The following is a 25413-nucleotide window of genomic DNA, read 5'->3' on the forward strand; positions in this document are numbered from 1 at the left end:
ATTGTTATCCCCGGGCGGCGCTGGGGGCAAGCGGGCGGGTGGAGTTGCGCGGGCAAAGGCCGGTCGAGTCCGGCAGCCCGGACGGATGGTGAGCGCCGTGGCGCCGCCAGCAGGAGCGACAATCTTCCGCAAGTGCGACAGCGGGGCCGCTCTTTGGCGTCTGCGCATTCTCTTCGCCAGAAGCGGGAGCATGCTGGCTCTTTGCGGTAGGCGGTGCGGCGCGAGTTCTCTCCGCTCTGACGCAAGGAGCGTGACGCGTGATGCAAGGCATGGCGGGCGGAGGGAACATGCTGGCTTTCGCCCTGCGGCGCGGCAAGCCGCTTGTTGCGTCCAGGCGTGCGCGGCTTTGCTTTCCGGCTGACGCCATTGCCTCTTATTACCGGATTTGATAGAAATATTGAAAGACTGTGCGACCAGGGGGAACCTTTTGCCGCAGACCACGGGGCGGAACACTGCAAATTCGACAAGGCGGCAGTCCTTGGCCTTGCTTTGCGCTCTGGCGTTGCCGGCCGTTTTTGCGCCACCGGCCCTTGCGGCGGGCGGCGCTGACCAGGCCATGAGTCTGCTCGGCCCGCTGGGGTTGTGGGGGCTGGCCCTTCTGCTGGCTGCGGGCGCCGTCGTTTGCGCCCTGACCCAACGCCGCGCCAAGGCCCGGCTGCGCCACATGGAGCACCTCTGCGAAGGCCACGAGGCCCAGGAGCATGCGCGCGCGCGTCTTGCCGGCGTGTTGCGCGCCGCCAGCCGCATCTCCATCATTGCCACGGATCCCGCGGGCATCATCCGCATTTTCAATTCCGGTTCGGAGCACATGCTGGGCTACACGGCCGGGGAATTGGTGGGCAAGGCCACGCCCCAGGTCTTTCATCTGCCAGCGGAGGTTGAAGCCTACGGCCGGGAGCTGAGGCAGCGCCTGGGGCGTCCCGTGGCCGGGTTCGACGCCTTTGTGGCCCTGGCCCGGGAGGGGGGACCCCAGGGTTTCGACACCCGGAACTGGACCTACGTGGCCAAAGACGGCCGCCATGTGCCTGTGGATCTCACCGTGACGGGGATATATTCCGAAGCCGGCGCGCTGGAGGGCTATCTGGGCATCGCGCAGGACCTGCGGGAACGCAGGGCCCTGGAGGACGACCTGCGCCAGGCCCAGGTGAGCGTGGACAACGCGGGCGACATGGTCCTGTGGGCCGACATCGAGGACGCGCATATCGTCTTCGCCAATAAGGCCGCCTGCGACACCCTGGGCTATACGCGCGCCGAGCTGCTCGGCATGAGCGTGCTCGACTTCAACCCCGCGCGCACTCTGGAGAACTGGCGCGCCCATGGGCAGGCTTTGCGGAATTACGGTCCCACCATGGCCGAGATGACGTTCCGCCGCAAAGACGGCAGCTCGGTGCCCGTGGAGAGCGCCGCGACGCTGGTGCAGCATGGCGGGGCAGTATACTCCCTGAACATCGTGCGCGACATCACCAAGCGCAAGGAGCTGGAGGCCAGCCTGCGGCAGGCCGAAGTGGGCATGAGCAACGTGCAGGACATGATCCTGTGGGTCCGCGTGAGCGACAGGAGCATAGCCTACGCCAACCGCGCCGCCTGCGAGGTTTTGGGCTATGCGCACCAGGAGCTGATAGGGCTGGACCTGCGGTGCATCAACCCCACGCGCACCAATGAGAGCTGGCAGGAGATGAGCGCCAAGCTGCGGCAGGCGCGCCGAATGACCTTTGAGGCCGAATACTACCGCAAAGACGGCAGCGTGTTTCCCGTGGAAACCAGCATCTCCGCTGTCGTGCACGAGGGCCAGGAGTACGCCGTCGGCATTGCGCGCGACATAACCACGCGCAAGGCAGCAGAGGAACGCCTCAAGTTCGAAACGCGCCTGAGCCGCAGCCTGGCCGAGTCCGCCCGGGCTCTGCTTGGCTCGGCCCCGGATATGGACGTCATCGCCGAGCACCTGCTCGCCCGCGCCTGTGAGCTTACGGGCAGCCGCCACGGCTATGTGGCGTTCATCGACCAGCGCACCGGCGGCATGCAGCCCCGCGCCATGAGCGCCATGATGAACAGCGGCGAATGCACCATGGGCGCACTGCCGGTGACCTTTCCCGTTGGAGCGGATGGCCGCTACCGCGGCCTTTGGGGGCACAGCCTCAACACGCGCGAGGGATACTTCGAGAACGATCCGCAGCGCCATCCCAGCGCCATCGGCCTGCCGGAGGGGCACATCGCCATCCGCCAGCTGCTCTCCATGCCGGCGCTGAGCAAGGGCCGCCTGGTGGGACAGATAACGTTGGCGAACCCAGGCAGAGACTACACCCAGGCGGATCTGGACACCGTGGCCTCCCTGGCGGACGTCTTCGCCCTTGGCGCGGAACAGCTGCTGTCCCAGCGCGACCTGCTCGCCGCCAAGGAGGAGGCCGAGAGCTCCAGCCGGGCCAAAAGCGATTTCCTGGCCAACATGACCCATGAGGTGCGCACGCCGCTGAACGGAATTTTGGGCATGCTCCAGGTGTTGCAGAGCACGGACCTGACCCCGGACCAGAAGGATTTCACGGCCGTGGCCCTGGAATCCGCAGAGCGGTTGAACCAGCTTCTCGGCAATGTCATCGAGTATGCGCGGCTTGAAGCCGCCAAGGGCGAGAGCGAATGCCTGCTCTTTCCGCCCACGGATTTGCTCAACGCCCTGCGTGCGGTGTATGAACCCCTGGCCTTGGCCAAGGGCTTGGAATTTCGGCTGGAGGCCGGGACGGGGCTGCCCGAACTGGTGCGCGCGGATCCGCAGGCCGTGCGCCAAGTGCTTACCAAATTGCTGGACAACGCCATCAAGTTCACCCCGGCCGGACATGTGGGCCTGGCTGCCGGGCTTGACCCGGAGCACGACGGCCGCCTTGTTTTCCGCGTAGAGGACAGCGGCATCGGCATTCCGCCGGACAAGCGCGAGCAGGTGTTCGAGGCTTTTGTGCAGGCCGATGCCAGCTTCACCCGCACGTTTGGCGGCGCGGGGCTCGGGCTGGCCATTGCCCGCCGGCTGGTCCATTGCCTGAGCGGCGTGCTTGAGGCCCTGGACCGGCCCGGCGGCGGCACCGTCATGCGCTTGACAATTCCCGTTGACTGCATGGCGGGTAACAATCCATAAAGGGCCACGCAAGGCCCGCTATCGCGCATTGGAACAGACCTTGCTTGTCCGTGCCGGGGACGCGGAGAACTGCACCAAGCACCCGACACGACGTAACCACCGTTCCCAAGGAGGCTCCATGACCCGGCATCTCACCATAGCCGTGTTCCTGGCCCTGGCCGCCGCCCTGGTCTGCTCTCTGGCCGCTTTGGCCGCACAGGCCAGCGAGCTGCAAACGCTGAAAAGCTCCACGAGCTACGAATACCGGGCCGAGGCAGTGCACATGCTTGTGACGGACCAGGAATACCTGCGCCGTCTGGAAGCGCAGACCCGGCCCGTGGCCCTGGTCACGGTCACCGCATACAACGCCGATGCTTCGCAGACCGATTCCGATCCCAACATCGCAGCCTCCATGCGCCATGTGCGGCCCGGCACCATCGCCGTTTCCCGCGACCTTTTCGACAAGGGCTGGGTGTTTGGCAGAAAGGTCCGCATCGAGGGCATCGGCATCTTTGAGATCAACGACCTGATGGCTGCGCGGCACGACAAGAGCATCGACATCTTCATCGGCAGCAACCAGCAGTGCCATGCCTTCGGCAAGCGCCGCATGCACGCCGCCCTGTTGAGCATCTAACCCGGTGCCGAGAAAAGGTCGCCGGTCCCGTCCGGCGGCTGCTTTGCGTCCTGGCCGCTGCGCCGCGTTCTGGCGCGGTGCCTGAGCGCCCCGCCTTCTGTTTCCTTCCCTCAGATCTTCGCCGTGAGGGCATGCCGCGGTATTGTCGTTGGCCTCGCCTGCGGCGAAACCGCCGCGTGCCCAGGACGTCTTTTCGCCGCGCCCTTCCGCTTGTGGTGCGCGCAACGCCTCTTGTCCAACCCGGATGCCATGCTCCTTTGTCTTGCTTCGACCCGGAGCGGAGCAGGGCGCGCGTCATGGACAGGCCGTCCGCACGCGCTTTGCTGAATGGACCTTGGCATGCGTCCGCGGCGATTTGTCCTTGGCCGCGCTGGACAGATGCGTCGTCCGGATTTCCGTTGGGCGCTTGCCGGACTTGGCGTGGTCCCGCCCACGGTCATGTTCTGCGTTGACGACCGGCCGGTTGCGGCAGGCGCGTGTTTACTGCGCAGTTCCGTCATTACGCAGTTTGTGAAGTTGACATTCAATTTCAATTCAAGCATAAGGGCTTTGCGCAGCGTGGAACGCCTGTGCCGGCAAGCGGATGTTTGCCGAATCCGTCGCACAGGAGAGGCGCATTTACATGGAAACCGGGTCCGGACAAGGGGCGCGTTCAAGCGCAGACAAACAGAATGCCCAAAGCGCTCCCCGCGCCTGCTCCGGGAAATGCGGCGGCCTGGGGGCCTGCGCCACCAACACGGCGCACGAGTTGGCCGAGAGCCTTGGCCGGGCCGTGGACGCCCGCGACAGCCGGTTGTTCCAGCATTCGGAGATCGTGGCGGACCTTGCCAGCCTGCTGGCCCAGGCGCACGGCCTGACGCCCCGCCAGGCGCAGATGGTGCACATGGCCGGCCACCTGCACGATGTGGGCAAGATCGGCATTCCGGATCACATCCTGCGCAAGCCTGGCCCGCTCGACGCCGCCGAATGGGAGATCATGCGCCAGCACCCCCGCATCGGCGCGGAGATTCTGCGTCCGGTGCGCGTGTTCTGCGGCAGGCCCGGCGTGTGCGAGATCGTGCTCGCGCATCATGAGCGCTTTGACGGGTCCGGGTATCCCAACGGCTTGCGCGGCGCCGACATCCCCCTTGGGGCGCGCCTGGTGGCCGTGGCCGACGCCCTCTCCGCCATGACCGAGGAGCGGCCCTACCGCCGGAGTTTGAGCTTGGACTATGCCGTGGTGGAGATTGTGCGCGGGTCCGGCACCATGTTCGACCCGGAGGTGGTGCGCGACCTGCTTTCCCTGCGCGGCGTGCTGCCCGGGTTGCTGGGGGGCAAGGCTCAGAGCGCGGAGAGGGGTGACGGAGAGGGGCAAGCATCCTGGCCGGCAATGCGCCAAGCGCTGGCTGTCATGGGCTAGCCCGGTCCGGGCAAGAAATTTCCGCTTCCACTCCCACCCCAGGCAGACGCTCCATTCCTCCCCCTCCTTATGCAGCGAGGCGGCCCGGATCGACGAACATCCGGGCCGCCTCCACTCGCGTCGAAAGATATGAAAGGGTATTAGATCGGGGTCTTGGAGCGCATGACCAGCTTCTGAGCGCCCAGGGTGCCCAGCTTTTCCTTCAGGGCGCGCGTGTCGGTCGGCGTGCCCTGGAAGAAGACGACCACGCGATGCCAGTTCTTGCCGTTCGTGGTGCCGGTTTCAATGTCGCCCTTGAGGCCCATGCTCTTGACCCGCTTGAGGAAGGCCTTGGCGGAGTCGGCGTCGGGGAAGGTGGCCGCCTGGTAGGCATAGTCGTAGCGCTGCGTATCCGGATCGGGCTTCTTTTCCGCCGCCTTCTTGTCGGCCAGCTTCTCGGCCTTCTTGGCGTCGGTCTTGGCCTCCGCCTTGGGTTCGGGCTTTGCTTCAGGCTTGGCCTCGGCTTTGGCGTCCTTCTTGGGATCTTTCTTGGCCTCGGCTTTTTCCGCTTTCTTTTCCGGAGCCTTGTGCTCGTTCTTGTCCATGGCCCGCGCCGGAGCCGGGGCATCGTTGCGTTTGCCGAGCTGCTCGCCGTAATTCAGGTCCTCGGCCTTCAGCACCTCCGGCGAGGGCACCGCCCTGGACATGGGGTCCTTGGGCATCATGCCGGCGACGACGGGCACCGCCGTCTCGGGCCTGTGCCCGCGGCCCACCAGCACGCCCAGGATGAAGAACAGGGTCAGCGCCAGGGTCAGCGCGCTGAGCAGCACGGCCATGCCGCCAAAGGTCAGGTTGAAGCTGTACTGCTTGGAGGAATTGGGGTCCTTGATCCGGATCGGCGCATTCATCTCGCGGGACTCCTTGGGAGATCTTCTGCTGGTCGGCTTAAGCGTCTGCCGCGGTGGCGTCTTCGCTCACCTGGTCCATGCGTTCCGGCGCGCTGACGCCGAGAAGGTCCAGCCCGGCGGCCAGGGTGGCGGCCACGCAGGAGAGCAGCAGCAGGCGGGCGGAGGCGATTTCCGGCCTGGCCGAAAGCACATGGTGCTGCGTATAGTATTTGTGCAGCGCCGCGGCAAGTTCCGAGAGATAATGGCTGACCACATGGGGCGCCAAGGTTTGGGCCGCGCTGGCAACAACGTCGGGGAAGCGCTCCAGCTGGCGGCAAATCTCCAGGTCCTCCGGCGTGCTCAGGTGCGTCAGGCACGCCGCGCCGGGGGCGGCGGGAACGATGCCCGCGTCCTTGGCCTTGGCCAGCATGGAGTGCACGCGGGCGTGGGCGTACTGCACATAATACACGGGGTTGTCCATGCTCTTCTTGCGCACCAGCTCCAGGTCGAACTCCAGGGGCGAGTCGCTCTTGCGGGAGAGGAACAGGAAGCGCGCGGCGTCCGCCCCGACGTAAGCCACAACATCGGCCAGTGTCTCGAACTTGCCCGCGCGGGTGCTCATGGCCACCTGCTCGCCGTCCTTCAACAGGCTCACCAGCTGCACCAGGATGACCGTGAGCGCGCCCTTGCGGCCCAGGGCCTCCACCGCGCCCTGCATGCGCGGCACGTAGCCGTGGTGGTCCGCGCCCCAAATGTCGATGACGCGGTCGAAGCCGCGCTTGAACTTGTCGTGGTGGTAGGCGATGTCGGACGCGAAGTACGTGAGCTCGCCCGAGGATTTGCGCAGCACGCGGTCCTTGTCGTCGCCGTATTCCGTGGTCTTGAACCACAGGGCGCCGTCCTGCTCGAAGGCCAGGCCGCGCGACAGCAGGTCGTTGAAGGTCTCGGTGATGCGCCCGGCGTCGACCAGGCTTTTCTCAGAGAACCAGACATCGTGCCCCACGCGGAAATCGCGCAAGTCCTGTTTTATGCCCGCCAGAATCTCGTCCACGGCCTCGTGGAAGCAGATGTCGATGGCCTGTGTTTCCGGCATGTTGAGAATGTCGGGATTTTCTTTATGCACGCGCGCGGCGATGTCCTTGATGTAATCGCCCCGGTAGAAGTCCTCCAGATCGGGGACGTTCTGCCCGGCCAGCTGGCGCAGGCGCAGCCACACGGAATCGCCCAGGATGCGCATCTGGCGGCCCGCGTCGTTGATGTAGTATTCGCAGGAGACGTCGTGCCCGGTCTTTTTGAGCAGCCGGGCGATGCTGTCGCCCAGGGCCGCGCCGCGGCCGTGGCCGATGTGCAGCGGGCCCGTGGGGTTGGCGGAGACGTACTCCACCTGCACGCGCTCGCCCTTGGCCATGTCGGACGCGCCATAGCTGGCGCCGGCGGCGTTCACGTCGGCCAGAATGGTGTGCCAGAAGCCCGGCGCAAAGGTGGCGTTCAAAAAGCCCGGGCCGGCCACCTCGATGCGCTCGAACTGACCCAGGGCGTCGTGGGCGCGCAGATCCGCGGCGATTGCCTCGGCCAGGTCGCGCGGCTTCTGCTTGGCCGCGCCGGCCAAAAGCATGGCCGCGTTGGCGGAGTAGTCGCCGAACTTGCGCTCGCGCGGGGGCTCGATGAGGGTCTTCTCCGGCCAGGAGAGGTCCATGCGGCTCAGCGCCGCGCGCAGGGCATCTTCGAAATATTGTTTGGCTTTCATGCGTTCCCCTTGGAAAAACTGCCCCTGCCTACCAGATTTCGCGCCGGGAGCAAAGCCCCGTGCGCCCTGCCTCCCCGAACCGGGCGGGAGGCGCCCAGCCGCGCGCCAAGGTCTGGCCAATCCGTGATCGCAAGGCTTGCGCTCGGCCGCGGGGCCGCGTTTCGCTGCTGCGGCTTGGCGGTTGCGCTTTGCCGCGAACATGGCGGCAATTCCAGCGGCCTAGCCTGGGCGCGGCTTTTCGCGGTTCGTCCCGGCCTGTTTGCTCAGGCCACGGCCAGGGCCAACTCCGCCACATCCCGAAATTTAATGGCCAGCCCCAGGTCGGCGTAGCCCTTGGCCAGCGTGTTGCTCTGGCCCAGGGCCTCGCCCTGCAGGCCGCGCGGCAGCAAAAGCAGGTTCGGCCGCGGCGCGGACATGGGCAGCCCGGCGGCCAGCCTGGCCACGTGCATTTGCAGCGCCCGCGCCCGCGCCATTTGCCCCAGGGCCGGGTGCCGCGGCCCGGCAAGCACGCGCAGGCCCGGCTCCTCCGCAAGGCCGATGCGCCCCACGCGCGCTCCGCCCGCCCACAAGACGAGCAGCGCGGCGGCCAGCTCCTCCGCGGCCAGTTGCAGGGGCCAGGGCGTGTAGCCCCCGGCGCGCCACAGGTCTGCCAGGGGCGTGCCCTCCAGCACCAGGCAAGGATACAGGCGGGCAAGCTCCGCCTCCTGGTGCGCCGCCATGGCCGCATCGTCGCGGAAGGCTTGCGGGCTCATGCCCGGCATGCCCGGCATGAGCTGCACGCCCAGGGCCAGCCCGGCCGCGCGCACCAGTCCGCAGGCCGCTTGGGCTGTTTGGCCCGTGTAGCCGCGTCCGCTGGCCGCGAGAGCGTTGTCATTAAAGCTCTGCACGCCCAGCTCCACCAGCGAAAGGCCCAGCCTGCGCAGCCGGCAGAGCTGTTCCGTGGTCACGGCGTCGGGCCTAGTGGAGCAGCGCACGCGGCTCAGGCTGCCGCGCTCCAGATACGGCTGCGCCAGTTCGAGGAAGCGCTCCGGCCAGGGCGCGGGCAGGGCGGTGAAGGTGCCGCCGTAGAAGGCCAGTTCCGGCGCAGGGCCGTCCGCCGGTTCCGCATGGGCGGGCGCGGCAAGGGCTTGCGCTGCCAGGGTTTCGGCCAGGCGGGCGTGAATGGTTTCCAACGGTTCCGGCCGGGCGCCGGTCTGCGCGGGCTGATTGCAATAGATGCAGCGTTGCGGGCACCCGGCGAAAGGCAAAAACACCGGCAGCACGCGGGCCCGGTTCCGCCGCGCCGGGGCGGGGTGGGGAAAGCGGAGCAGAAGACGGGCGTTCTCCGGCAGGGGGGCGTGTGCCTGGGCGCGGTCCACGTGGCGTCTCACGCTGCGGGGTTGGTCGGCGCGCCCGGGGATGTGCCTGCTTGGGCCGCCGTCGAAGCAGCCGTCTGCACCTGTCCGTCGGCGATGCGGCCGTCCACGATGCGGATGACGCGCCTGGCCTTGGCGGCCACGCCTTCGTCGTGGGTCACCAGCACGATGGTGGTGCCGGTCTCGTTCACCTGGGCGAAAAGCCGCATGATCTCCGCGCTGGTGGCGCTGTCGAGCTGGCCCGTGGGTTCGTCGGCCAGGATGAGCCGGGGGCGGTTCAAGAGCGCCCGGGCCATGGCCACGCGCTGCTGCTGCCCGCCGGAAAGGTTGGCGGGCTTGAAGTTGACGCGGTCGGCCAGGCCCACCTTGTCCAGCAGCTCCAGGGCGCGGCTGCGCAGCTCGGCCGGGGCGAGGTCGGAGTACATGCCGGGCAGCATGACGTTTTCCAGGGCCGTGGCGTACGGCACCAGGTAGAAGCTTTGGAACACGAAGCCCAGCACCGTGTTGCGCAGGGCCGAGAGGTCGTCGTCCGGCAGGCCGGAGACATCGCGCCCCAGCAGCTTGTAGGTGCCGCTGGTGGGCGAGTCGAGCAGGCCCATGAGGTGCAGCAGCGTGCTCTTGCCTGAGCCGGAAGTGCCCTGCAAGGCGACGAATTCGCCGTTGTGGATGGTGAGGTTGATGCCGGAGAGGACCTCCACGCCGCCTTCAAGCTCCGCGGCGTCCGGCGTCGTCGAGGTCTGCCCGGCTGGCGCAGGCGTGGTGGCCCCGCGCCGGAAAAGGCGCGCCAGCATGCCGGGACGCTGCTCCGGGGCCAGCACCTGGCGGAAGACCTTGCGGATGCCGACGAGTTCCACCACGGGCGCGGCAGCGCCGGAGGCCCCGGCAGCGCCAGCGGCGTCCTTCGGGCTTGCTTCCGCTTCGTGGCCCGCTTCCGGCTTGTGCGGCGCCGCGGCCATCACGACCCCTTCTTGGCGCCGGAGCTTGCGGGCTTGAGCGCGGGCTTCTCCTCGGCCTTGTGCGTTTCGGCCGGTTTTTCCTGCCCGGCCAGCACAATCTGCGTGGCCACTTCCTCACCCTCGGCCAGGCCTTCCAGCACTTCGCTGCGCTCCAGGCCCGGCAGACCGAGCTTGGGCTCCACCCGGCGCACGCCGTCGGGCTGGGCCTTGTCCACCACGAACACGGTCTGCTTGCCCGCAACCCACTTGAGGGCCTGGTTGGGCACGGTGAGCACGGCCTCGCGCGTGTCGACCACGATGCTGCACTGGGTGGTCATCTCCGGCCGCAAAAACAGGGCCTCCTCGCGGTCCACGGTGACCAGGGCCTTGTAATACACGATGTTGTCGCGGATCTCCGGGTCGGGGTACACGCGGTCCACGGTGCCGCCAAAGGTTTTGCCCGGCTGCGAATCCACGCGGAACTCCACGGGCAGGCCCTGCTTCACGCGGCCCACGTCGGTCTCGTCCACGTAGATCCACATCTCCAGCCGCGCCGGGTCGAGCACGGTGACGAGGTTGGCCACCTGCAGGCCCGCCACGATGGTTTCGCCCTCCTGGGCCGTCACCTGCGAGACCACGCCGTCGATGGGGCTGACGATCTTAGTGTAGGAGATGCGCACGTCCAGGGTATCGAGCACGGCGCGGGCGGCGTCGGCGTCGGCCTTGGCCACCCGGTGGTTCTGCACGGCCTCGTCCAGAAGGCTTTGGGCCTCCATGCCCTGGCGCACGAGGCTCTCGTGCCGGGGCAGGGTGATGGCCGCGAATTTGGCCTTGGCCTCGGAGAGCTTGAGCCGGGCCGCGGCCTCGGCGCGTTGGGCCAGCAGTTCGCGGGCGTCTATCTCCGCCACCACCTGGCCCTTCTTCACGGTATCGCCCACGCGCACGTACACGCGGGAGATGGCGCCCGTGGCGCGCGCGCCGATCTTGACGCTGGCGCCCACCTGGGCCTTGATGATGCCCGTGGCCTCCAGCACGCGGCGCACGGAGTCGCGCTCCACGCGGGCGGTGGCCAGCACCTTGGTTTCCTTGGCGGCGCGGTTCTTTTGGACGAGGTAATATCCTCCGCCCGCCAGGAGCAGGAGGCCAAGAATCAGGGAAAGAGTTTTTTTGCGCGTCATGGTCGTGGTGTATGTTCCCGGTTGGTGATGGCCGCGCCAAGCCTTCAGGCCATTGTCCGGCGTTCTGCATTGGCCTGGGCGCGGCCGCCTTGGGCTTGCGCAAGCGCCTGCGGCCCGGCGCCGTGTTTGTCTCCCTTACGATGAAAGCGCGCCGCTGTCCAAGAGCGCGCCGGCCCGGCGCAGCCTCGCGGGCTTCGCGCGCGGGCCGCTGCTGCGCCTACTGCACCTGTGTGGTGACCTTGAGCCCGTACTTTTCGATCTTGGCGATGAGCGTGGGCCGCGAGAGGCCCAGCAGCTTGGCCGCGCGGGTGCGGTTGCCCCCGGTGACCTCCAGCGCCTCGGCAATGGTGCTTTTGGCCACGGTGTCCAGGATGTGGTCGTAGGCGGCGTTGTCCGCCTCGTCCATGAGCGCCCTGTGGATGAAGGCGCGCAGGGTGTCGTCGGTCATGGCCGCAGACGGCTCCTGCTGATTGCGCGCGGCCGCGCCCGGCCCGCGGTTCAGGCCGATGGCCTGGCGTATTTCCTCCGGGCCCATGGGGCACCCGCGCGAAAAGATCAGGGCCTTTTTGAGCACGTTGCCCAGCTCGCGCACGTTGCCGGGCCAGGGGTGCGCGGCGAGCATGTCCTGGGCCTCGGGCGTGAGGCCGGGGTTCTGCATGTCCATTTCGCGCGCAAGGCGCGCCAGAAAGTGCTTGGCCAGCCGGGGCACGTCGCCTTCGCGCTCGCGCAGGGGGGGCAGGGTCACCGTGACCACCTTGAGGCGGTAGTAGAGGTCCTCGCGCAGGCGGCCCTCGGCCACGGCGGCCTCCATGTCGCGGTTGGTGGCGGCCAGAATGCGCACGTCCACCGGAATGGTCTCGCGCCCGCCCAGGCGCTCTATCTGCCTCTCCTGCAACAGCCGCAGGATCTTGGCCTGCACGTTCATGGGCATGTCGCCTATCTCGTCCAGAAAAATGGTGCCGCGCTGGGCTTGTTCGATCTTGCCCACCCGGCGCGAACCGGCCCCGGTGAAGGCGCCCTTCTCGTAGCCGAAGAGCTCGCTCTCCAGCAGCGTTTCCGGAATGGCCACGCAGTTGATGACCACGAAGGGCTTGTCCGAGCGGGTGCTGTGCTGCCACAGGGCGCGCGCCACCAGCTCCTTGCCCGTGCCGGACTCGCCCCGGATGAGCACCAATGCGTCCGTGGGGGCCGTGCGGCCGATGGCCTTGAAGACCTCCTGCATGGCGCGGCTCTGGCCGACCAGGGCGTCGCTGTCGCCGTCGTCGGCCTCGGCCTCGGCGTTGTCCTCGGGGCCGATGGCCACGCGCGCGCGGTTGAGCCGCCCGGCGGTGAGGGCCTGGGCGATGAGCCGCAGGATGTCCGGAATGTCGAAGGGCTTGAGGATGTAGTCGAAGGCGCCCAGCTTGGTGGCCTCGATGGCCGTCTCGGTGCCGCCGTAGGCCGTCATGATGACCACGGGCAGGCCGGGGCAGGCCGCGCGCATTTGCTGCATGGCCTGAATGCCGGTGATGCCGGGCATGCGCACGTCCATGATGACCAGGTCCGGCGGCAGGCTTTTGACCTCCTCCACCCCGGCCTCGCCGGAGGCCGCGGCCCGCACCTCGAAGCCCTCGCCCTCAAGAATCTTGCCGAAGCTCTGGCGTAGCTGGGCGTCGTCGTCCACGATCAGGATCTGAGCCATACGTTCTCCCTGACGGGCAGCACCAGCACGAAGCTGGCCCCCTGGCCCCGGTCCCCGGGGCGGATGTGGATGTAGCCGCCGTGCTCCTCCATGATGCGCTTGGCGATGGCCAGCCCCAGGCCCGTGCCTTCCTCCTTGGTGCTGAAGAAGGGCTGGAACACGCGGTCCACAATGTCTTGCGGAATGCCGGGGCCGGAGTCGGTGAGGCGCAGAATGGCCACGCGGCCCAGCGGGTCCATGAACCCGCTTTCCTCGGCGATTTCGATGCGCCCGTTTTCGCCCATGGCGTCGCAGGCGTTGAGGATGAGGTTCACGAGCACCTCCTTGAGCTGCTCCGGGTCCGCGTCCACAGGCGGCAGAGGCTGCTCGCGCAGCAGGCGCACGTCCACGCCGTAGGTCTCCAGGCGGTGCTTCAAAAGCACCAGGGTCATGTCGACCACGTCCGAGGGGCTCACGTGCTGGAGCTTGGGCTTGGGCGGACGCGAGAACTCCAGAAAATTCCGCACGATGGTGTCCAGGTGGCGTATTTCTTCGCTGATGACCTCGAAATCCTCGCGCTGGCCCGGAGAGAGGTCCAGGCTGCGCTCCAGCGAGAACAGCCGCATCTTCACGCTGGTCAGCGGGTTGCGCACGCTGTGGGCCACGCCCGCGGCCAGCTGCCCCACAAGGGCCAGCTTTTCGGCCTGGACCAAATGCTCGCGCGATTCCTTGAGCAGGGCCTGGGTCTCGTCCACATCGCGCAGCAGCCCGGCCACAAGCTCGCCCACGGCCCGCACCTCGTCGGAGTCGCCGCTGGGGTCGTGAACAGGGGGCGTTCCGTCCGCGTTTTGCGCCTCTTGCGCGTGGCTGGCGCCCAGCGCCGCGCCCAGGGCCAGGCGGCGGATGGGCCCCAGCACCTGGCGCAGCAGCACCCAGCCGAGCAGCAGCCCCAGCACCGCGCCCGCCGGGATGACGAACAGCGAGGCCGTGGTGGCCGTGCGCGCCAGGGAGCGCATGGCCGAAACGCCAAGGTCCGCGTCGCGCGTGTGCAGGTCGAACAGCTCGCGCGTGGCGTCCTGCGCCGCCTGCCGGTGCCGCGCGGCAATGGCCGCCAACCGCGCGCCTTCGCCCGGGCGGCTTTCCACAAGCTCATGCAGGGTCTTGGCCTGATCGCGGAAGCCCTGGTCCACGCGGTTTATGGCTTCGCGCCCGGCCTCCAGCGGCTCGGAGGCGCGCACCTGCAGCAGCGCCTGGGCGATGCTCGATTCGCGGTCCTTGAAATCCTTGAAGCGCACCGGGTCCTGGCGTGCGGCCAGGGCGTCGGCCTCCAGGCCGGAGAGCTGCTCGGAGAGCGAGAGCGCGCCCACCTGCTGGCTCAGGTTCACCTGGCGCAAAATGTCGGTGGCGTAGAGGTAGTGCTGGGCCAGCCAGTAGGTGGCGGTGGCTCCGGCGCAGGCGCAGATGGTGAGCCCGGCCAGAAGCGCGAACACGCGTCCGCGCAGCGAGGGCTGCACACTCATGGCCAATCGTTTGAGCGTCGTGCTCATGCCCCTGTTCCTCCTGCGGCAGCATAGCCCATGCCGGGGCGCTTGTCAGCCGCGCGGGCGTCTTGCTTTTCCGCCGTCGTGGCGCAGCCGGTTGCCGCAGCAGCGGAGCATCGTCGTTTCCGGCGCATGCGCCCGGCCACGTTTCCAGCCGATGCTGATCCGGCTGGGTGGAAGGGCCGGTCGCGCTGCTTGTCCGGTTCGTTGTCAATCCGCAAAACGTGTCTTTCTACCGGCCAAATCATTGCTGTTTTTGTCCGGCCGCAATAGCCGTGCTACACTGCGCAGCCATGACGAACCAACTGCCGGAATCCATCAGCATACGCTACAAGGCCCCGCCCACCATCGCCCGGTTCATGGCCACGCGCGCTCTTTATCGCGGCCTCATGGGCCCGGTGGGCTCGGGCAAGTCCTCGGCCTGCTCCGTTGAGCTCATGGCCAAGGCCTTTGCCCAGGCGCCAAACGCGGAGGGCCGCCGCCGCACGCGCTTCGCCGTTGTGCGCAACACCTACCGTGAACTCAAGGACACCACCCTGCGCACCTGGCTCTCGTGGTTCCCGGAGGACGACTTCGGTTCCTTCAGCCACACGGACATGGCGCACCGGGTTTGTTTGCCCCAGCCCGACGGCACCACCCTGGACACGGAGGTGCTCTTCCGCGCCCTGGACCGGCCCCAGGATGCACGCAAGCTGCTGTCGCTCGAACTCACCGGGGCCTGGGTCAACGAGGCGCGCGAGCTGCCCCTGACGCTGGTCGAGGCCCTGGGCGACCGCGTGGAGCGTTTCCCCTCGGACCGTGAGGGCGGCTGCTCCTGGGCCGGGGTCATTCTGGACACCAACCCGCCGGATACGGACCACTGGTGGCACCGCCTGGCCGAGGAGGTTCGGCCCGAGGGCTGGGAGTTCTTCTGCCAGCCGGGTGGGCTCATGGAGCGGGGCGGGGTCTTCATCCCCAACCCAAGGGCCGAGAATCTCGACCACCTGCCAAGGGATTTCTACCTGCGGCGCATGGCGGGCAAGAGCGCGCGCCATGTGCGGGTGTATTACTGCGGCCGGTACGGCTTTGTGCAGGACGGCCTGCCCGTGTACCCGGAGTTCGACGAGCCGCGCCATGTTGCTCCGGCTCCGCTCGATGCCGTGGAAGGTCTGCCGCTCTACATCGGCCTGGACTTCGGCCTGACCCCGGCCGCGGCCCTTGCCCAGCGCCTGCCCAACGGCCGCTGGCTGCTGCTGGATGAGCTGGTGTCCCAGAGCATGGGCATGGTGCGCTTTGCCGGGTTGCTGAACGACCTGCTGCGCTCGCGTTATGGCGGCCTGACGCCGGAGATCTGGGGCGACCCCGCGGGCATGGCCCGCGCCCAGACCGACGAGCGCACGCCCTATGACATTCTGCGCGCCAGCGGGCTTTACGCCCGGCCGACCAACACCAACGACCCCCTGCTGCGGCGCGAGGCCGTGGCCGCGGCCCTGGACCGCGACATCGAGGGCCAGCCCGGGCTCGTGCTTTCGCCCCGCTGCCGCACGCTCATCGCGGGCATGGCCGGGGCCTGGCGCTTCCGGCGGCTCGCCGTGTCCGGGGAGGACCGCTACACCGACGCGCCGGAGAAGAGCCGCTTCTCCCACGTGTGCGAGGCCGCGCAATATCTGTTTGTGGGCGCGGGCGAGGGCCGGCGGCTGCTCACCCCGGCGTGCGGCGACGCGAATGGCGGCGGCGCGGCGCGCCAAGCCCGGAGCGTGAACGACGCGCGCTGAACACCATGCGGTGAGCACCATGCGCTGAGCAGTGTGAGATGAACGGGGGGGGTCAGATCAGCGAGAGCGCCTGGCCCGAGGCCAGCGGGGCCACGGCGCGGCCGATGACCACGGCGAGGTCGCCCGCCCGCGCAAGAATCTCTTGAGCCTGGCCGACCTTGTCCTCCGGCACGCCGAGGATGAGCCCGCCCGAGGTCTGGGCGTCGAAGGCCAGGGTGACGAGGAGCTCGTCGAGCCCCGGGCCGGTCAAGGCGCGCGGCAGGTAGTGGTTGCGGTTCTGGATGCTGCCCGCCGGGATGAGGCCGATGCCCGCCATGTCGAGGGCCTCCGGCAGGAAGGGCACCTCCGCCAGAACAAGCTCGGCGGTGACGCCGCTGGACGCGGCCATCTCCAGCAGGTGCCCGCCCAGGCCGAAGCCCGTCACGTCGGTGCTGGCCGTGAGCCCCAGTTCGCGAATGGCCTGCGCGCCCGCCCGGTTGAGTTTGGCGCACCAGAAATGCAGCAGTTCCTCCAGCTGCTCGGCCCCTGGCCGGCCCGCCTTGATGGCCGTGGCCAGCACGCCGGTGCCGATGGGCTTGGTGAGCAAAAGAACGTCGCCGGGCTTGAGGCCCCGGTTGGTGGCGATTTTTTTCGGGTCCACCGCGCCGGACACGGACAGCCCGTACTTGATCTCCGTGTCCTCCACGCTGTGCCCGCCGCAGAGCACTGCCCCGGCTTCCTCGATTTTGGACAGCCCGCCCTTGAGGATGGCCGTCAAAATGGCCGGGTCCATGGTGCGCGCGGGGAAACAGCACACGTTCATGGCCGTGTAGGGTTCGCCGCCCACGGCGTAGACATCGGACAGGGCGTTTGCCGCGGCGATTTGGCCGAAGCGGAAGGGGTCATCCACCACCGGGGTCAGGAAATCCACCGTTTGCACCAGGGCCTGGCCGGACGGAAAGCGCACCACCACCGCGTCCTCGCCACCGCCGCGCGGCCCCGAGAGTATGCGATCGTCCTGGCCTGTCAAAAGGCCGGCGAGAATCCGCTCCAGGTCCCCTGGAGCCACCTTGGCGGCTCAACCAGCGGCGCGGACGCCCTGGGTGAGACGGATCTTTTGCGGTGCCACGGTGATGGGTGTGAATTGCTGCATGCTGCTGGCATAGCAGAGCCGCCGCGACGAGCCAAGAGGAAAAACCGATGCGAGGCATAAGGTCTTGCCCCTGGTTGCCGATAAGACAAATCGAATAGGCACGCATGATGCATTCTCATGGCATCCATCGCACCCCAAAAAGGGAGGTCGCATGATCCGCCACTGCTGCGCCGCCTGCGGACGCCCCATCAACCGCACGGACCGCTTCTTCGAGCCCTCGGACGGCACCCTTTGCCAGGACTGCCAGACGCGTCTGGCGCGCGGCAAATCCTTCCACCATGGCTGCGCCAGCCCCATGCCGCCGACGGCCTTCGCCATGCTGCCCGAGCTGGCCGCGCCCGGGCACAGGCTGCACGCCGGATAGCATCGGCTGTCCCGGCTTGAGCATTTCATCTTGAAGCCCTGTCCCGCCATGGAATTGGCGGGAGGGGGCGTGCGTTCAAGCGGTGCCGTCTTGGCTATCTTGCCGTGAAGCCCACCTCGGGCATCTGATTTTCCGTTTTACGCCTTCCAGCCAAAAGCCCCTGCCGAGTGTCTGCTCGGCAGGGGCTTTTGGCTGGTATGAGGGGGACCGGGGGGCATCATGCCCCCCGGCCTGCGGCGCATATTTTCTTACGCATCCACGCCGAGCAGACGCCTGGCGATCTCTTTGGCGGCCTTGCGGCCCGCGCCCATGGCGCTGATGACCGTGGCGGCCCCGGTGACGATGTCGCCGCCGGCGAAGACGTTGTGGATGCTGGTCTCCCCGGTTTCGGGGTTGGCGTCGATGTAGCCCCATTTGCTGAGCTTCAGGCCCTTGGTGGCCTCGAGCAGGATGGGGTTGGGCTTGGTGCCCACGGCGATGATGACGAGCTGGCAGGGAATCTCCCGCGTGTCGCCCTCGATGGGCACGGGACGGCAGCGGCCGGAGGCGTCGGGCTCGCCGAGCTTCATGTTCTGCACGGTCATGCTGACGAGGCGCTTGTTTTCGTCGGCGTTCAGGGCCAGGGGCGCGCAGAGCAGCTCCAGCTGAACGCCCTCCTCGATGGCGTGCTCCAGTTCTTCCAGGCGCGCGGGCATTTCGGCCTTGGTGCGGCGGTAGACGATGGAGACCTTTTTCGCGCCCAGGCGCAGGGCGGTGCGCGCGGCGTCCATGGCCACGTTGCCGCCGCCGACGACGCAGACCTGGTCGGCCTTGAAGATGGGCGTGTCGTAGTTGGGGAAGTCGTATGCGCGGCCCAGGTTCACGCGGGTCAGGTACTCGTTGGCGGAGAACACGCCGATGCTGTTTTCGCCGGGAACCTTCATGAACTGCGGCAGGCCCGCGCCCACGCCGATGAACACGGCCTTGTAGCCTTCGTCAAAAAGCTCCTGCACGGTGATGGCCTTGCCGCCGACCCAGTTGGTCTTGAACTCCACGCCCAGGTCGCGCATGGCGTCCACCTCGCGGCGGACGATGTCTTTGGGCAGGCGGAATTCGGGGATGCCGTAGACGAGCACGCCGCCCACCTCGTGCAGGGCCTCGTAGACCGTGACCTTGATGCCCAGGCTGGCCAGGTAGCCGGCCACGGTGAGGCTGGACGGCCCGGCGCCGATGCAGGCGACGCGCAAGTCGTCGCGGGTCATGCGGCAGGCGGCCTCGCCGGTGATCTGCAGGCAGGCGGCGTCGCCCCCGGCCAGGCGCGCGGCGAAGGTGTCGGCCACGTAGCGCTCCAGGCGGCCAATGGCCACGGCCCCGCCGGTCTTGTCCGGGTTCTTGCCCAGAATGCACATGCCCTCGCACTGGGTTTCCTGGGGGCACACGCGGCCGCACACGGCGGGCAGGGAGTTGAACTCGCGCAGCACCTTGTAGGCGCTGGGCAGATCACCCTTCTGCAACTGGCCGATGAAGCCCTTGATGTCGATTTCCACCGGGCAGCCCTGGCGGCAGCCGGGTTTTTTGCACTGTATGCAGCGCCCGGCCTCGGCCATGGCGTCGGCCTCGGAGTAGCCGAGTGCGACCTCCAGATAGTTCTGGATGCGCACAAAGGGCGGCTGCACGGGCATTTCCGTGCGGGGCGTGGATTTTTTGGCCTTCTTTTCGGGTGTGGCGCTCATGTTACTTGCCCTCCCCGCACTGGCACTTGTGCTGGAACAACTGCATGGATTCCTGCTCCTGCGGGCGGAACTGGGAGAGGCGCAGCCGCAGCTCGCCAAAGTCCACCTCATGGCCGTCGAACTCCGGGCCGTCGACGCAGGCGAACTGCGTTTTTCCGCCCACGGTGCAGCGGCAGGCGCCGCACATGCCGATGCCGTCGACCATGATGGCGTTGAGGCTCACCGTGGTCTTGACGCCAAAGGGCTTGGTGACCTTGCTGACGGCTTCCATCATGGGCACGGGGCCGATGGCCACGACCTCGGAGACGTCCTTGTCCTCTTCCAGGCGCGCTTTGAGCACCTCTGTGACGAAACCATGGTGGCCCTGGCTGCCGTCGTCGGTGGCGATGAGCACCTCGGGGCAGAAGTTGCCGAGCTCGGTGCAGAAAAGCAGCAAATCCTTGTTGCGCGCGCCCACAATGGCCACCACGTGGTTGCCCATGGCCGCGTGGCCCTTGGCGATGTGGTGCATGGCGGCCACGCCGGTGCCGCCGCCCACGCAGATGACGGTGCCCTGCTTCTCGATGTGCGTGGGTTTGCCCAGCGGACCGCAGAAGTCGTGCAGGCTCTGGCCTTCCTCAAAGGTGTTGAGTTCGGCGGTGCTCTTGCCCACCACGAGGAACACGATGGTCACGGTTCCGGCCTCGGGGTCGCAGTCGGCTATGGTGAGCGGAATGCGTTCGCCCTTCTCGCTGGTGCGCAGGATGACGAAGTTGCCGGGTTTGGCTTTTTTCGCCACGTGGGGCGCGTCGATGACCAGGAGCGTCGTTTGCCCTGGTATCAGCACCTTCTTCTCCAGGATGCGATAGTTCATGGATCACCTTCCGGGGTTACTGGTTGGGCTTTCTGTAGCCCGCTCGCAAGGCGATTGCAAGGCGCGGCCTGTTTTGCCCCGCCGGAGGGCTTGCCATTATGACGCGCGCTGGTTACAGTATACGTATGGCGCGATGACCCGTTTGCCGAAAGGCGACACGGCCCGCGCACGGCTTCCACGGACGGAAGACGCTTCTGCCTTGGTCCCCCACTGGAGTGAGGGAGGCGATCCCGAAGGGTGCTTTGGGGTGAATTGCTGGACCAATGGCGGTTTATGCGGCTTCCGGTCTTTTTTTGGACCGGACGCCCGGGCAACCCTCGGAGACGGCCATGTCCGCTCCCATCGGCAGCGCAACAACATCCTCCACGGGCCTCGCCGAGACCCTGGATTCGTCGCGTCCGCAGCTCCAGTCGCGGCGGGTCTCCCTCAAGCTCGGCCCGCTGGGCATTACCTACTCCACGGACCAGGTGCTTTGGAGCGCCGCCGCCGGGGCTGCCGCCACCGGCCTTGCGGCCAGCACGCTTGAGGCTGGGCTTGGCGCTGCGCAGACTGGAGCGGCAGGCCGCGCCGGCGCCGAAGACGCGGCCGCGGCCCGCCAGGCCGATGCCCAGCAGACCGCCCAGACCGAGGCGCAGCAGACGGGCCGCAGCTTCAGTTCGGAGATGCTGGAGGCTTGGCGCAGGCAGATTTCCGAGCGTCAGGCGGACTCCGCAACGTATGGCGCGAACGGGACCCTGGCCGGAGCGGCAACGCGCTCGGCGGGCGAGGCGCTGCCCATGGCTGAGGAGAGCCAGGACGCCGAGCAGGAGAACGATCAGCAGACAGGCCAGCGGCAAACGGCGCAGCAGCAGGCCGCTCCGGCCTCGCGCGTGCGGCAGGCCATTGCGGCGTACATCGCCTGCGCCCAGAACTATGGGGCCGTGCGCCCCATGCTCACCGCCGTCGCCTAGCCCCTCTCCCCTTTCGCCAGCGCTCTAACAGGAGCGGAAGTCCTTGCTGATGTACAGCATGAGGTCGAAGAGGTTGTGCGCCATTTCGTCGGCCAGGGCAGGGGGCTCCGCTCCGGCGTTGCCCGCTGTGCGGTTGATGATTTTGGAAAAGAGCAGCCCCACGAGCTGGTCGTCGCCTGGGGTCCAGGGCGCGCTGCTGGAGGGGAACTTTTTTTGGAATCCGTGGTAGTACATGCGCTCTCCCGGTGGTCAGTCGGCTGGTGCTGGGCCGGATGGCTGCTCCGCCGGCGGGGCTTGCGCGCCTGGGCCTGCGGGGATATGTTCCGGCAACACTGTTGATATCGGCTTCAATCGCCCGCAACTTTACACCCCGCCCCATCCGGAGGCCCCTGTGCCGCAGAAGAACATCCTTGTGGTGGAGGACCATCCCGAGACCCGCGACCTGCTGGCCTACAACCTCAAGGCCGCGGGCTATCTGGTGCGCACCGCCGTCAACGGCCAAAGCGGCCTCGAACTGGCCTCGCGCGGGAAGCCGGACCTGATTCTGCTCGACGTGATGCTGCCCGGCGGCATGGACGGGCTGGAGGTTTGCCGCAAGCTCAAGCAGGACCCGCGCACGCGGCAGGTGCCGGTCATCATGCTCACGGCCCTGGGCGACGAGGTGGACCGCATCGTGGGGCTGGAGCTTGGGGCCGAGGACTACGTGGCTAAGCCCTTCAGCCCGCGCGAGCTGCTCTTGCGCGTGAAGGCCGTGCTGCGCCGCGCCGGCCCGCACGAGAGCCAGGCCGAAGGCTTCCGCGAGGGCGGGCTGGAGATAGATTTCGAGGCGCACACCGTGCTGGTGGACGGGCAGGACGCCGGGCTCACGGCCACGGAGCACAAGATTCTGAAGGAGCTTGTGGCCTCCCGGGGGCGGGTGCTCCCGCGCGAGCGGCTGCTGGACACCGTGTGGGACACGGACTTCGAGGGCACCTCGCGCACGGTGGACACGCACATGCGCCGTTTGCGCGGCAAGCTTGGCCCCTATGCGGACTGGGTCGAGACCGTGCGCGGCGTCGGTTACCGTTTCAAACCCGTTGCAAAGCCCGAATCCTAGTATTTGATCGGAAGCTTATCGACAGCGTAAAAGTTTTTTAAAACAGCTTGTTGCTAGTTTATCGATAATCTATGAGCGGCTGGACGCCAAGGCCGTGAAGTGCGCGGCCCACCGCGCCGCCGCAGCGTCCTCCGCGTAGTTTTCCAGCACATGCGCCCGGCCCGCAGCGCCCATTGCCTGCCGCGCCGCCGTCTCCAACTCCAGCACCCGGCACAGGCAGTCCGCCAAGGCGCTCGCTTGCGCCGCCGCATCCGCGCCCGGCCCGGAAGCCGCGGCCTCCGCCACCACGCCGCCCGGCCCGGCAATGCGCCGCGCATCGCCCACATCCAGAGCAGCCACGGGAACGCCGCACGCCAGCGCCTCGGCCAGGGCGTTGGGAAAGCCCTCACCCAGGGAGGCCAGGGCCAGCACGTCCAGGGCCGCGTCCACAGCGGGCACGTCCGCACGCTTTCCCAGGCGGATGGCCGCTGCCGACAATCCGTTCGCCGCCACAAGCCGGTCCAGTTCCGCCGCGCCCGGTTCCGTCTCCGCGCCGCAAAACACGAAGCGGGCGTCTGGAAAGCGCTGGAGCACAAGCGCAGCAGCCCGGCAGAACACCGCATGTCCCTTCATGGGGTCCACCCGCGCCACCAGCCCCACCAGCGGGGTGCTTTCGGCAACGCCCCACTCCGCCCGCAGCCGCGCCCGCGCCCCGGCGTCCGGCCGGAAGCGCTGGGCGTTCACGCCATTCTCCAGCACGACAAGCCGCCTTGGCCTGTAGCCCAGGGCCAGATGATGCGCCGCGCCCGCGTGGGAGTTGGCGGTCACCGCCTCCGGCCAGGCGGAAAGCGCCGCGCAGGCGCGCACCGTGAGCCGCGTGCCCAAGCCGTAGCGTGAGAAATCCATGTAGGCGCTGCGCAGGCCCCAGCTCACGGCAGCGTCGCAGCCGCTGGCCCGCGTGGCCAAAAGTCCCAGCAGATCGGCATGATACAGCCACGTCTGCACCACCTGCGGCCGCCACTGGCGCAGCAGTCCCGTCAGGCAAAGGAACGCGGCCGGGCCGGGCCTGCCGCGGCGCATGCCCAGGCTGTGCACCGGCACGCCAAGCCCGCGGATAGTTCCGGCCAATGCGCCCGCCTCGCCGTCCAGGGCGAGCAGAGACACGACGCGGCATTCGAACTGTCCGCCCGGCAGGCGGGAAAGCAGGCGCGCAAGCCAGCTCTCGGCCCCGCCGAGGCCAAGGCCGGTGATGACGTGCAGAAGACGCAGGGTGGGCATGGACCATCCGTAGCGTATCGGCCCTGGGTTGTCATTGGGGCATGGAGCGTGGAGCAGCGGCAGGAGTGAAGGGGCCGTGGGGAGGGGCAGGGGCTCTACCCCATGCCCATGAGCAAGGGAACAATTCCGCCTCCCCCCATTTCGCCGGGTCCGGGGGCGGCCAGCCCCCGGCCGCCGGAGGCATATCCATGCCCTCCGCCAGCGGTGGCTGGAGAATGCAGGGGCTCCGCCCCTGGACCCCGCCAGAGGGCATTCGCCTTCTGGACTCCCCATGCGCCGGGCCTCCTGGTCCGCAAAGCCGGACCGGCAGGCCCGGCGGGCAGGCAGGCGTTGCGGGGCGGCGGGCAAGGAGGGGGGGAATGCAAAAGCACCAGGGCCGGGTGTGCGGATCAGCCGCTCTGCGCGAAGTTGATGGCGACGACCACCTGCACGGAGTGGGGGGGAGCGGGCACGCGTTCCATGTTGCGCACTGCGCTCAAAGCGGCCTGATCGAGTTCGGGAGAGCCGCTCGTCCTGTGCACGGATTCCGAGCCCGCCACGATACCGCCGCCGTCAGACACGGTGAAGGCGACATAGGTCACGCCCGTAAGCCCCTTGGCCCTGGCCTTGACCGGATAGCGCACGCGGCTGTTCACAAGGCGGCCCAGTTCGGACATGTACTGGCGCATGCGCGAGCCCTCTTGCTCGTTTTTGCCGGTGGTTTGCTGGGTCTGGCCCTCCCTGGCCTGCGCTTGCTGTCCCTGGGCGGCGTGCGCCACGGCCTGGCGGGTGCTGTCGGACACGCCCTCCGGGTCATCGGCCCGGGCTGGAGCAGGAGGCGCGGCCTTCTGCTGCGCCGCTTGCGGCTGCTTCTCGCCCCGCGACGCCACCGCCTGCTCACCCTGCGTCTGCTGGTTGCTGACGATGCCAGCCAGTTCCAGCAGCAGGGGTTCGCCCTTTGGGGGGGGCGAGAGGAACCGGATTTGCGTCAGCGTGAAGAACAGCACAAAGGGCAGGAGATGCACCCCGGCGGAGATGCCCAGGGCCCGGTTCAGGCCGAGACTTTTTTTGCTGATGCCCACGTGCTGCGTCCTAGCGTTTTGCGGCTTCGACCTGAATGGCGACCCGCTTGAAATTGAGCTGCTTCAACACGTCGGCCACATCGATGAACCGCTGCAGCTGCACGTCGCGGTCCGCCCGCACCAGAAACGGCGTGTCCCCAGCCAAACCCGCCAGCCGGGACTGGAGTTCCGCAGGGGTGATCGCCTTGTCCTCGAAGTAGACCACGCCCTTGGCGTCGATGTCGATGGTCCTCGGCGGAGTCTTGTCCGTCTCGGCGGCCTTGGCCTGGGGCAGCTGTACCGGAATGCGGCCCGAGGCGATGAAGCTCGACGTCATCAGCACGATGGTCAAAAGCACCAGCATGATATCGATGAACGGGATCATGTTCAGGCTGTCAACCGGTTTATCATCCATGTTCTATGTCCCATTCGAGGAGGATGACCCGCACGCGGCGCAACAGATAATTATAGAACGCCACGGTCATGAGCGCCACCACGAGCCCTACGGCCGTGGCTTTGAGGGCCAGGGACAGCCCGACCATGATCTTGCCGGAGTCGAAGGACTTGTCCAGACCCATGTTGTAAAAGGTCAGCATGATCCCAAGCACCGTGCCCAAAAGCCCAAGGTAAGGAGCCGCGCTCGCCACCGTGCCCAGCACATGCAGCCGCTTGCTCAATTCCAGTTCCAGCGCCTTCTTGTTCGTCACGGGCTTCACGTCCACGCCACGGAAGAACGAAATGCGCTCAATACTGATGCCAAGCACCAGAACGCTTAGTAGGCAAAGCAGCCCCATAACGCCGTAATCGATGAGGCCATCGAGCCATCCCATGCCCATATTG

Annotated in this window: 22 protein-coding genes; 7 read left to right on the plus strand and 15 right to left on the minus strand. The window is 67.6% G+C overall.

Features of this window, described 5'->3' with window-relative positions; genetic code table 11:
* Positions 1 to 556 precede the first annotated feature (556 nt).
* The 3 genes from ACYQ4W_RS13135 (at position 557) to ACYQ4W_RS13145 (ending at position 5133) form a co-directional block, all read left to right on the plus strand.
* Entirely contained in the window at positions 557 to 3121 is a 2565-nt protein-coding gene (locus ACYQ4W_RS13135) for a PAS domain S-box protein (RefSeq protein WP_459857420.1), read from the plus strand.
* Between the two features lie 118 nt (positions 3122 to 3239).
* The gene (locus ACYQ4W_RS13140; RefSeq protein ID WP_459857422.1) at positions 3240 to 3734 is read left to right on the plus strand and encodes an RlpA-like double-psi beta-barrel domain-containing protein; all 495 of its coding nucleotides are present in this window, start codon (positions 3240 to 3242) and stop codon (positions 3732 to 3734) included.
* Between the two features lie 622 nt (positions 3735 to 4356).
* Positions 4357 to 5133, plus strand: coding sequence for an HD-GYP domain-containing protein (locus ACYQ4W_RS13145; RefSeq protein WP_459857424.1), 777 nt, complete (start codon positions 4357 to 4359; stop codon positions 5131 to 5133).
* Between the two features lie 140 nt (positions 5134 to 5273).
* Here ACYQ4W_RS13145 and ACYQ4W_RS13150 read toward each other — a convergent pair whose 3' ends face one another.
* The 7 genes from ACYQ4W_RS13150 to ACYQ4W_RS13180 all read right to left on the minus strand — a co-directional run bounded on the left by ACYQ4W_RS13150 (position 5274) and on the right by ACYQ4W_RS13180 (position 14421).
* The gene (locus ACYQ4W_RS13150) at positions 5274 to 6020 is read right to left on the minus strand and encodes an SPOR domain-containing protein (RefSeq protein ID WP_459857427.1); all 747 of its coding nucleotides are present in this window, start codon (positions 6018 to 6020) and stop codon (positions 5274 to 5276) included.
* Positions 6021 to 6057: 37 nt separating this feature from the next.
* Entirely contained in the window at positions 6058 to 7746 is a 1689-nt protein-coding gene (gene argS / locus ACYQ4W_RS13155; RefSeq protein ID WP_459857430.1) for an arginine--tRNA ligase, read from the minus strand.
* A 263-nt stretch (positions 7747 to 8009) separates the two neighbouring features.
* Positions 8010 to 9104, minus strand: a complete 1095-nt coding sequence (locus ACYQ4W_RS13160; protein WP_459857433.1) for a radical SAM protein — start codon at positions 9102 to 9104, stop codon at positions 8010 to 8012.
* A gap of 8 nt (positions 9105 to 9112) precedes the next feature.
* Entirely contained in the window at positions 9113 to 10057 is a 945-nt protein-coding gene (locus ACYQ4W_RS13165; RefSeq protein WP_459857436.1) for an ABC transporter ATP-binding protein, read from the minus strand.
* On the minus strand, positions 10057 to 11214 hold the full coding sequence (locus ACYQ4W_RS13170) for an efflux RND transporter periplasmic adaptor subunit (RefSeq protein ID WP_459857438.1): 1158 nt from the start codon (positions 11212 to 11214) through the stop codon (positions 10057 to 10059). The genes ACYQ4W_RS13165 and ACYQ4W_RS13170 overlap by 1 nt, the downstream gene beginning before the upstream one ends.
* A gap of 217 nt (positions 11215 to 11431) precedes the next feature.
* Complete coding sequence (locus tag ACYQ4W_RS13175) at positions 11432 to 12895, minus strand: sigma-54-dependent transcriptional regulator (protein ID WP_459857441.1); 1464 nt, start codon at positions 12893 to 12895, stop codon at positions 11432 to 11434.
* Positions 12880 to 14421 carry a sensor histidine kinase gene (locus tag ACYQ4W_RS13180; RefSeq protein ID WP_459857444.1) on the minus strand — a complete coding sequence of 514 codons (1542 nt, stop codon included), beginning with the start codon at positions 14419 to 14421 and terminating at the stop codon, positions 12880 to 12882. Before ACYQ4W_RS13180 ends, ACYQ4W_RS13175 begins: the two co-directional genes overlap by 16 nt.
* A 287-nt stretch (positions 14422 to 14708) precedes the next feature.
* Here ACYQ4W_RS13180 and ACYQ4W_RS13185 point away from each other — a divergent pair, with 287 nt between their 5' ends.
* Positions 14709 to 16169, plus strand: coding sequence for a hypothetical protein (locus ACYQ4W_RS13185; RefSeq protein ID WP_459857447.1), 1461 nt, complete (start codon positions 14709 to 14711; stop codon positions 16167 to 16169).
* 52 nt (positions 16170 to 16221) lie between these two features.
* Here the strand turns inward: ACYQ4W_RS13185 and selD are convergent, their stop codons facing one another.
* Positions 16222 to 17301: a selenide, water dikinase SelD gene (selD, locus tag ACYQ4W_RS13190; RefSeq protein ID WP_459857449.1), complete on the minus strand. Its 1080-nt coding sequence runs from the start codon at positions 17299 to 17301 to the stop codon at positions 16222 to 16224.
* A gap of 151 nt (positions 17302 to 17452) precedes the next feature.
* Here selD and ACYQ4W_RS13195 point away from each other — a divergent pair, with 151 nt between their 5' ends.
* Positions 17453 to 17665 carry a hypothetical protein gene (locus ACYQ4W_RS13195; RefSeq protein ID WP_459857451.1) on the plus strand — a complete coding sequence of 71 codons (213 nt, stop codon included), beginning with the start codon at positions 17453 to 17455 and terminating at the stop codon, positions 17663 to 17665.
* A gap of 248 nt (positions 17666 to 17913) precedes the next feature.
* On the opposite strand, the gene gltA is transcribed toward ACYQ4W_RS13195, so the two are convergent.
* Positions 17914 to 19377, minus strand: coding sequence for an NADPH-dependent glutamate synthase (gltA, locus tag ACYQ4W_RS13200; protein WP_459857453.1), 1464 nt, complete (start codon positions 19375 to 19377; stop codon positions 17914 to 17916).
* A gap of 1 nt (position 19378) precedes the next feature.
* Positions 19379 to 20230, minus strand: coding sequence for a sulfide/dihydroorotate dehydrogenase-like FAD/NAD-binding protein (locus ACYQ4W_RS13205; RefSeq protein WP_459857455.1), 852 nt, complete (start codon positions 20228 to 20230; stop codon positions 19379 to 19381).
* Between the two features lie 329 nt (positions 20231 to 20559).
* Between ACYQ4W_RS13205 and ACYQ4W_RS13210 the strand changes: the two genes are divergently transcribed.
* Positions 20560 to 21180, plus strand: a complete 621-nt coding sequence (locus ACYQ4W_RS13210) for a hypothetical protein (protein ID WP_459857457.1) — start codon at positions 20560 to 20562, stop codon at positions 21178 to 21180.
* A gap of 24 nt (positions 21181 to 21204) precedes the next feature.
* On the opposite strand, the gene ACYQ4W_RS13215 is transcribed toward ACYQ4W_RS13210, so the two are convergent.
* The gene (locus tag ACYQ4W_RS13215) at positions 21205 to 21414 is read right to left on the minus strand and encodes a hypothetical protein (protein WP_459857460.1); all 210 of its coding nucleotides are present in this window, start codon (positions 21412 to 21414) and stop codon (positions 21205 to 21207) included.
* A gap of 157 nt (positions 21415 to 21571) precedes the next feature.
* On the opposite strand from ACYQ4W_RS13215, the gene ACYQ4W_RS13220 reads away from it, so the two are divergent.
* Positions 21572 to 22276, plus strand: a complete 705-nt coding sequence (locus tag ACYQ4W_RS13220) for a response regulator (protein ID WP_459857462.1) — start codon at positions 21572 to 21574, stop codon at positions 22274 to 22276.
* Positions 22277 to 22345: 69 nt separating this feature from the next.
* Here the strand turns inward: ACYQ4W_RS13220 and ACYQ4W_RS13225 are convergent, their stop codons facing one another.
* The 4 genes from ACYQ4W_RS13225 to exbB form a co-directional block, all read right to left on the minus strand.
* Entirely contained in the window at positions 22346 to 23533 is a 1188-nt protein-coding gene (locus tag ACYQ4W_RS13225; protein WP_459857465.1) for a glycosyltransferase, read from the minus strand.
* Positions 23534 to 23922: 389 nt separating this feature from the next.
* Positions 23923 to 24594: a TonB family protein gene (locus tag ACYQ4W_RS13230; RefSeq protein WP_459857468.1), complete on the minus strand. Its 672-nt coding sequence runs from the start codon at positions 24592 to 24594 to the stop codon at positions 23923 to 23925.
* A gap of 10 nt (positions 24595 to 24604) precedes the next feature.
* The gene (locus tag ACYQ4W_RS13235) at positions 24605 to 24988 is read right to left on the minus strand and encodes an ExbD/TolR family protein (protein WP_459857470.1); all 384 of its coding nucleotides are present in this window, start codon (positions 24986 to 24988) and stop codon (positions 24605 to 24607) included.
* Entirely contained in the window at positions 24981 to 25409 is a 429-nt protein-coding gene (gene exbB / locus ACYQ4W_RS13240) for a TonB-system energizer ExbB (RefSeq protein WP_459857472.1), read from the minus strand. The genes ACYQ4W_RS13235 and exbB overlap by 8 nt, the downstream gene beginning before the upstream one ends.
* Positions 25410 to 25413: the final 4 nt, after the last annotated feature.

The organism is Humidesulfovibrio idahonensis (assembly GCF_054657715.1).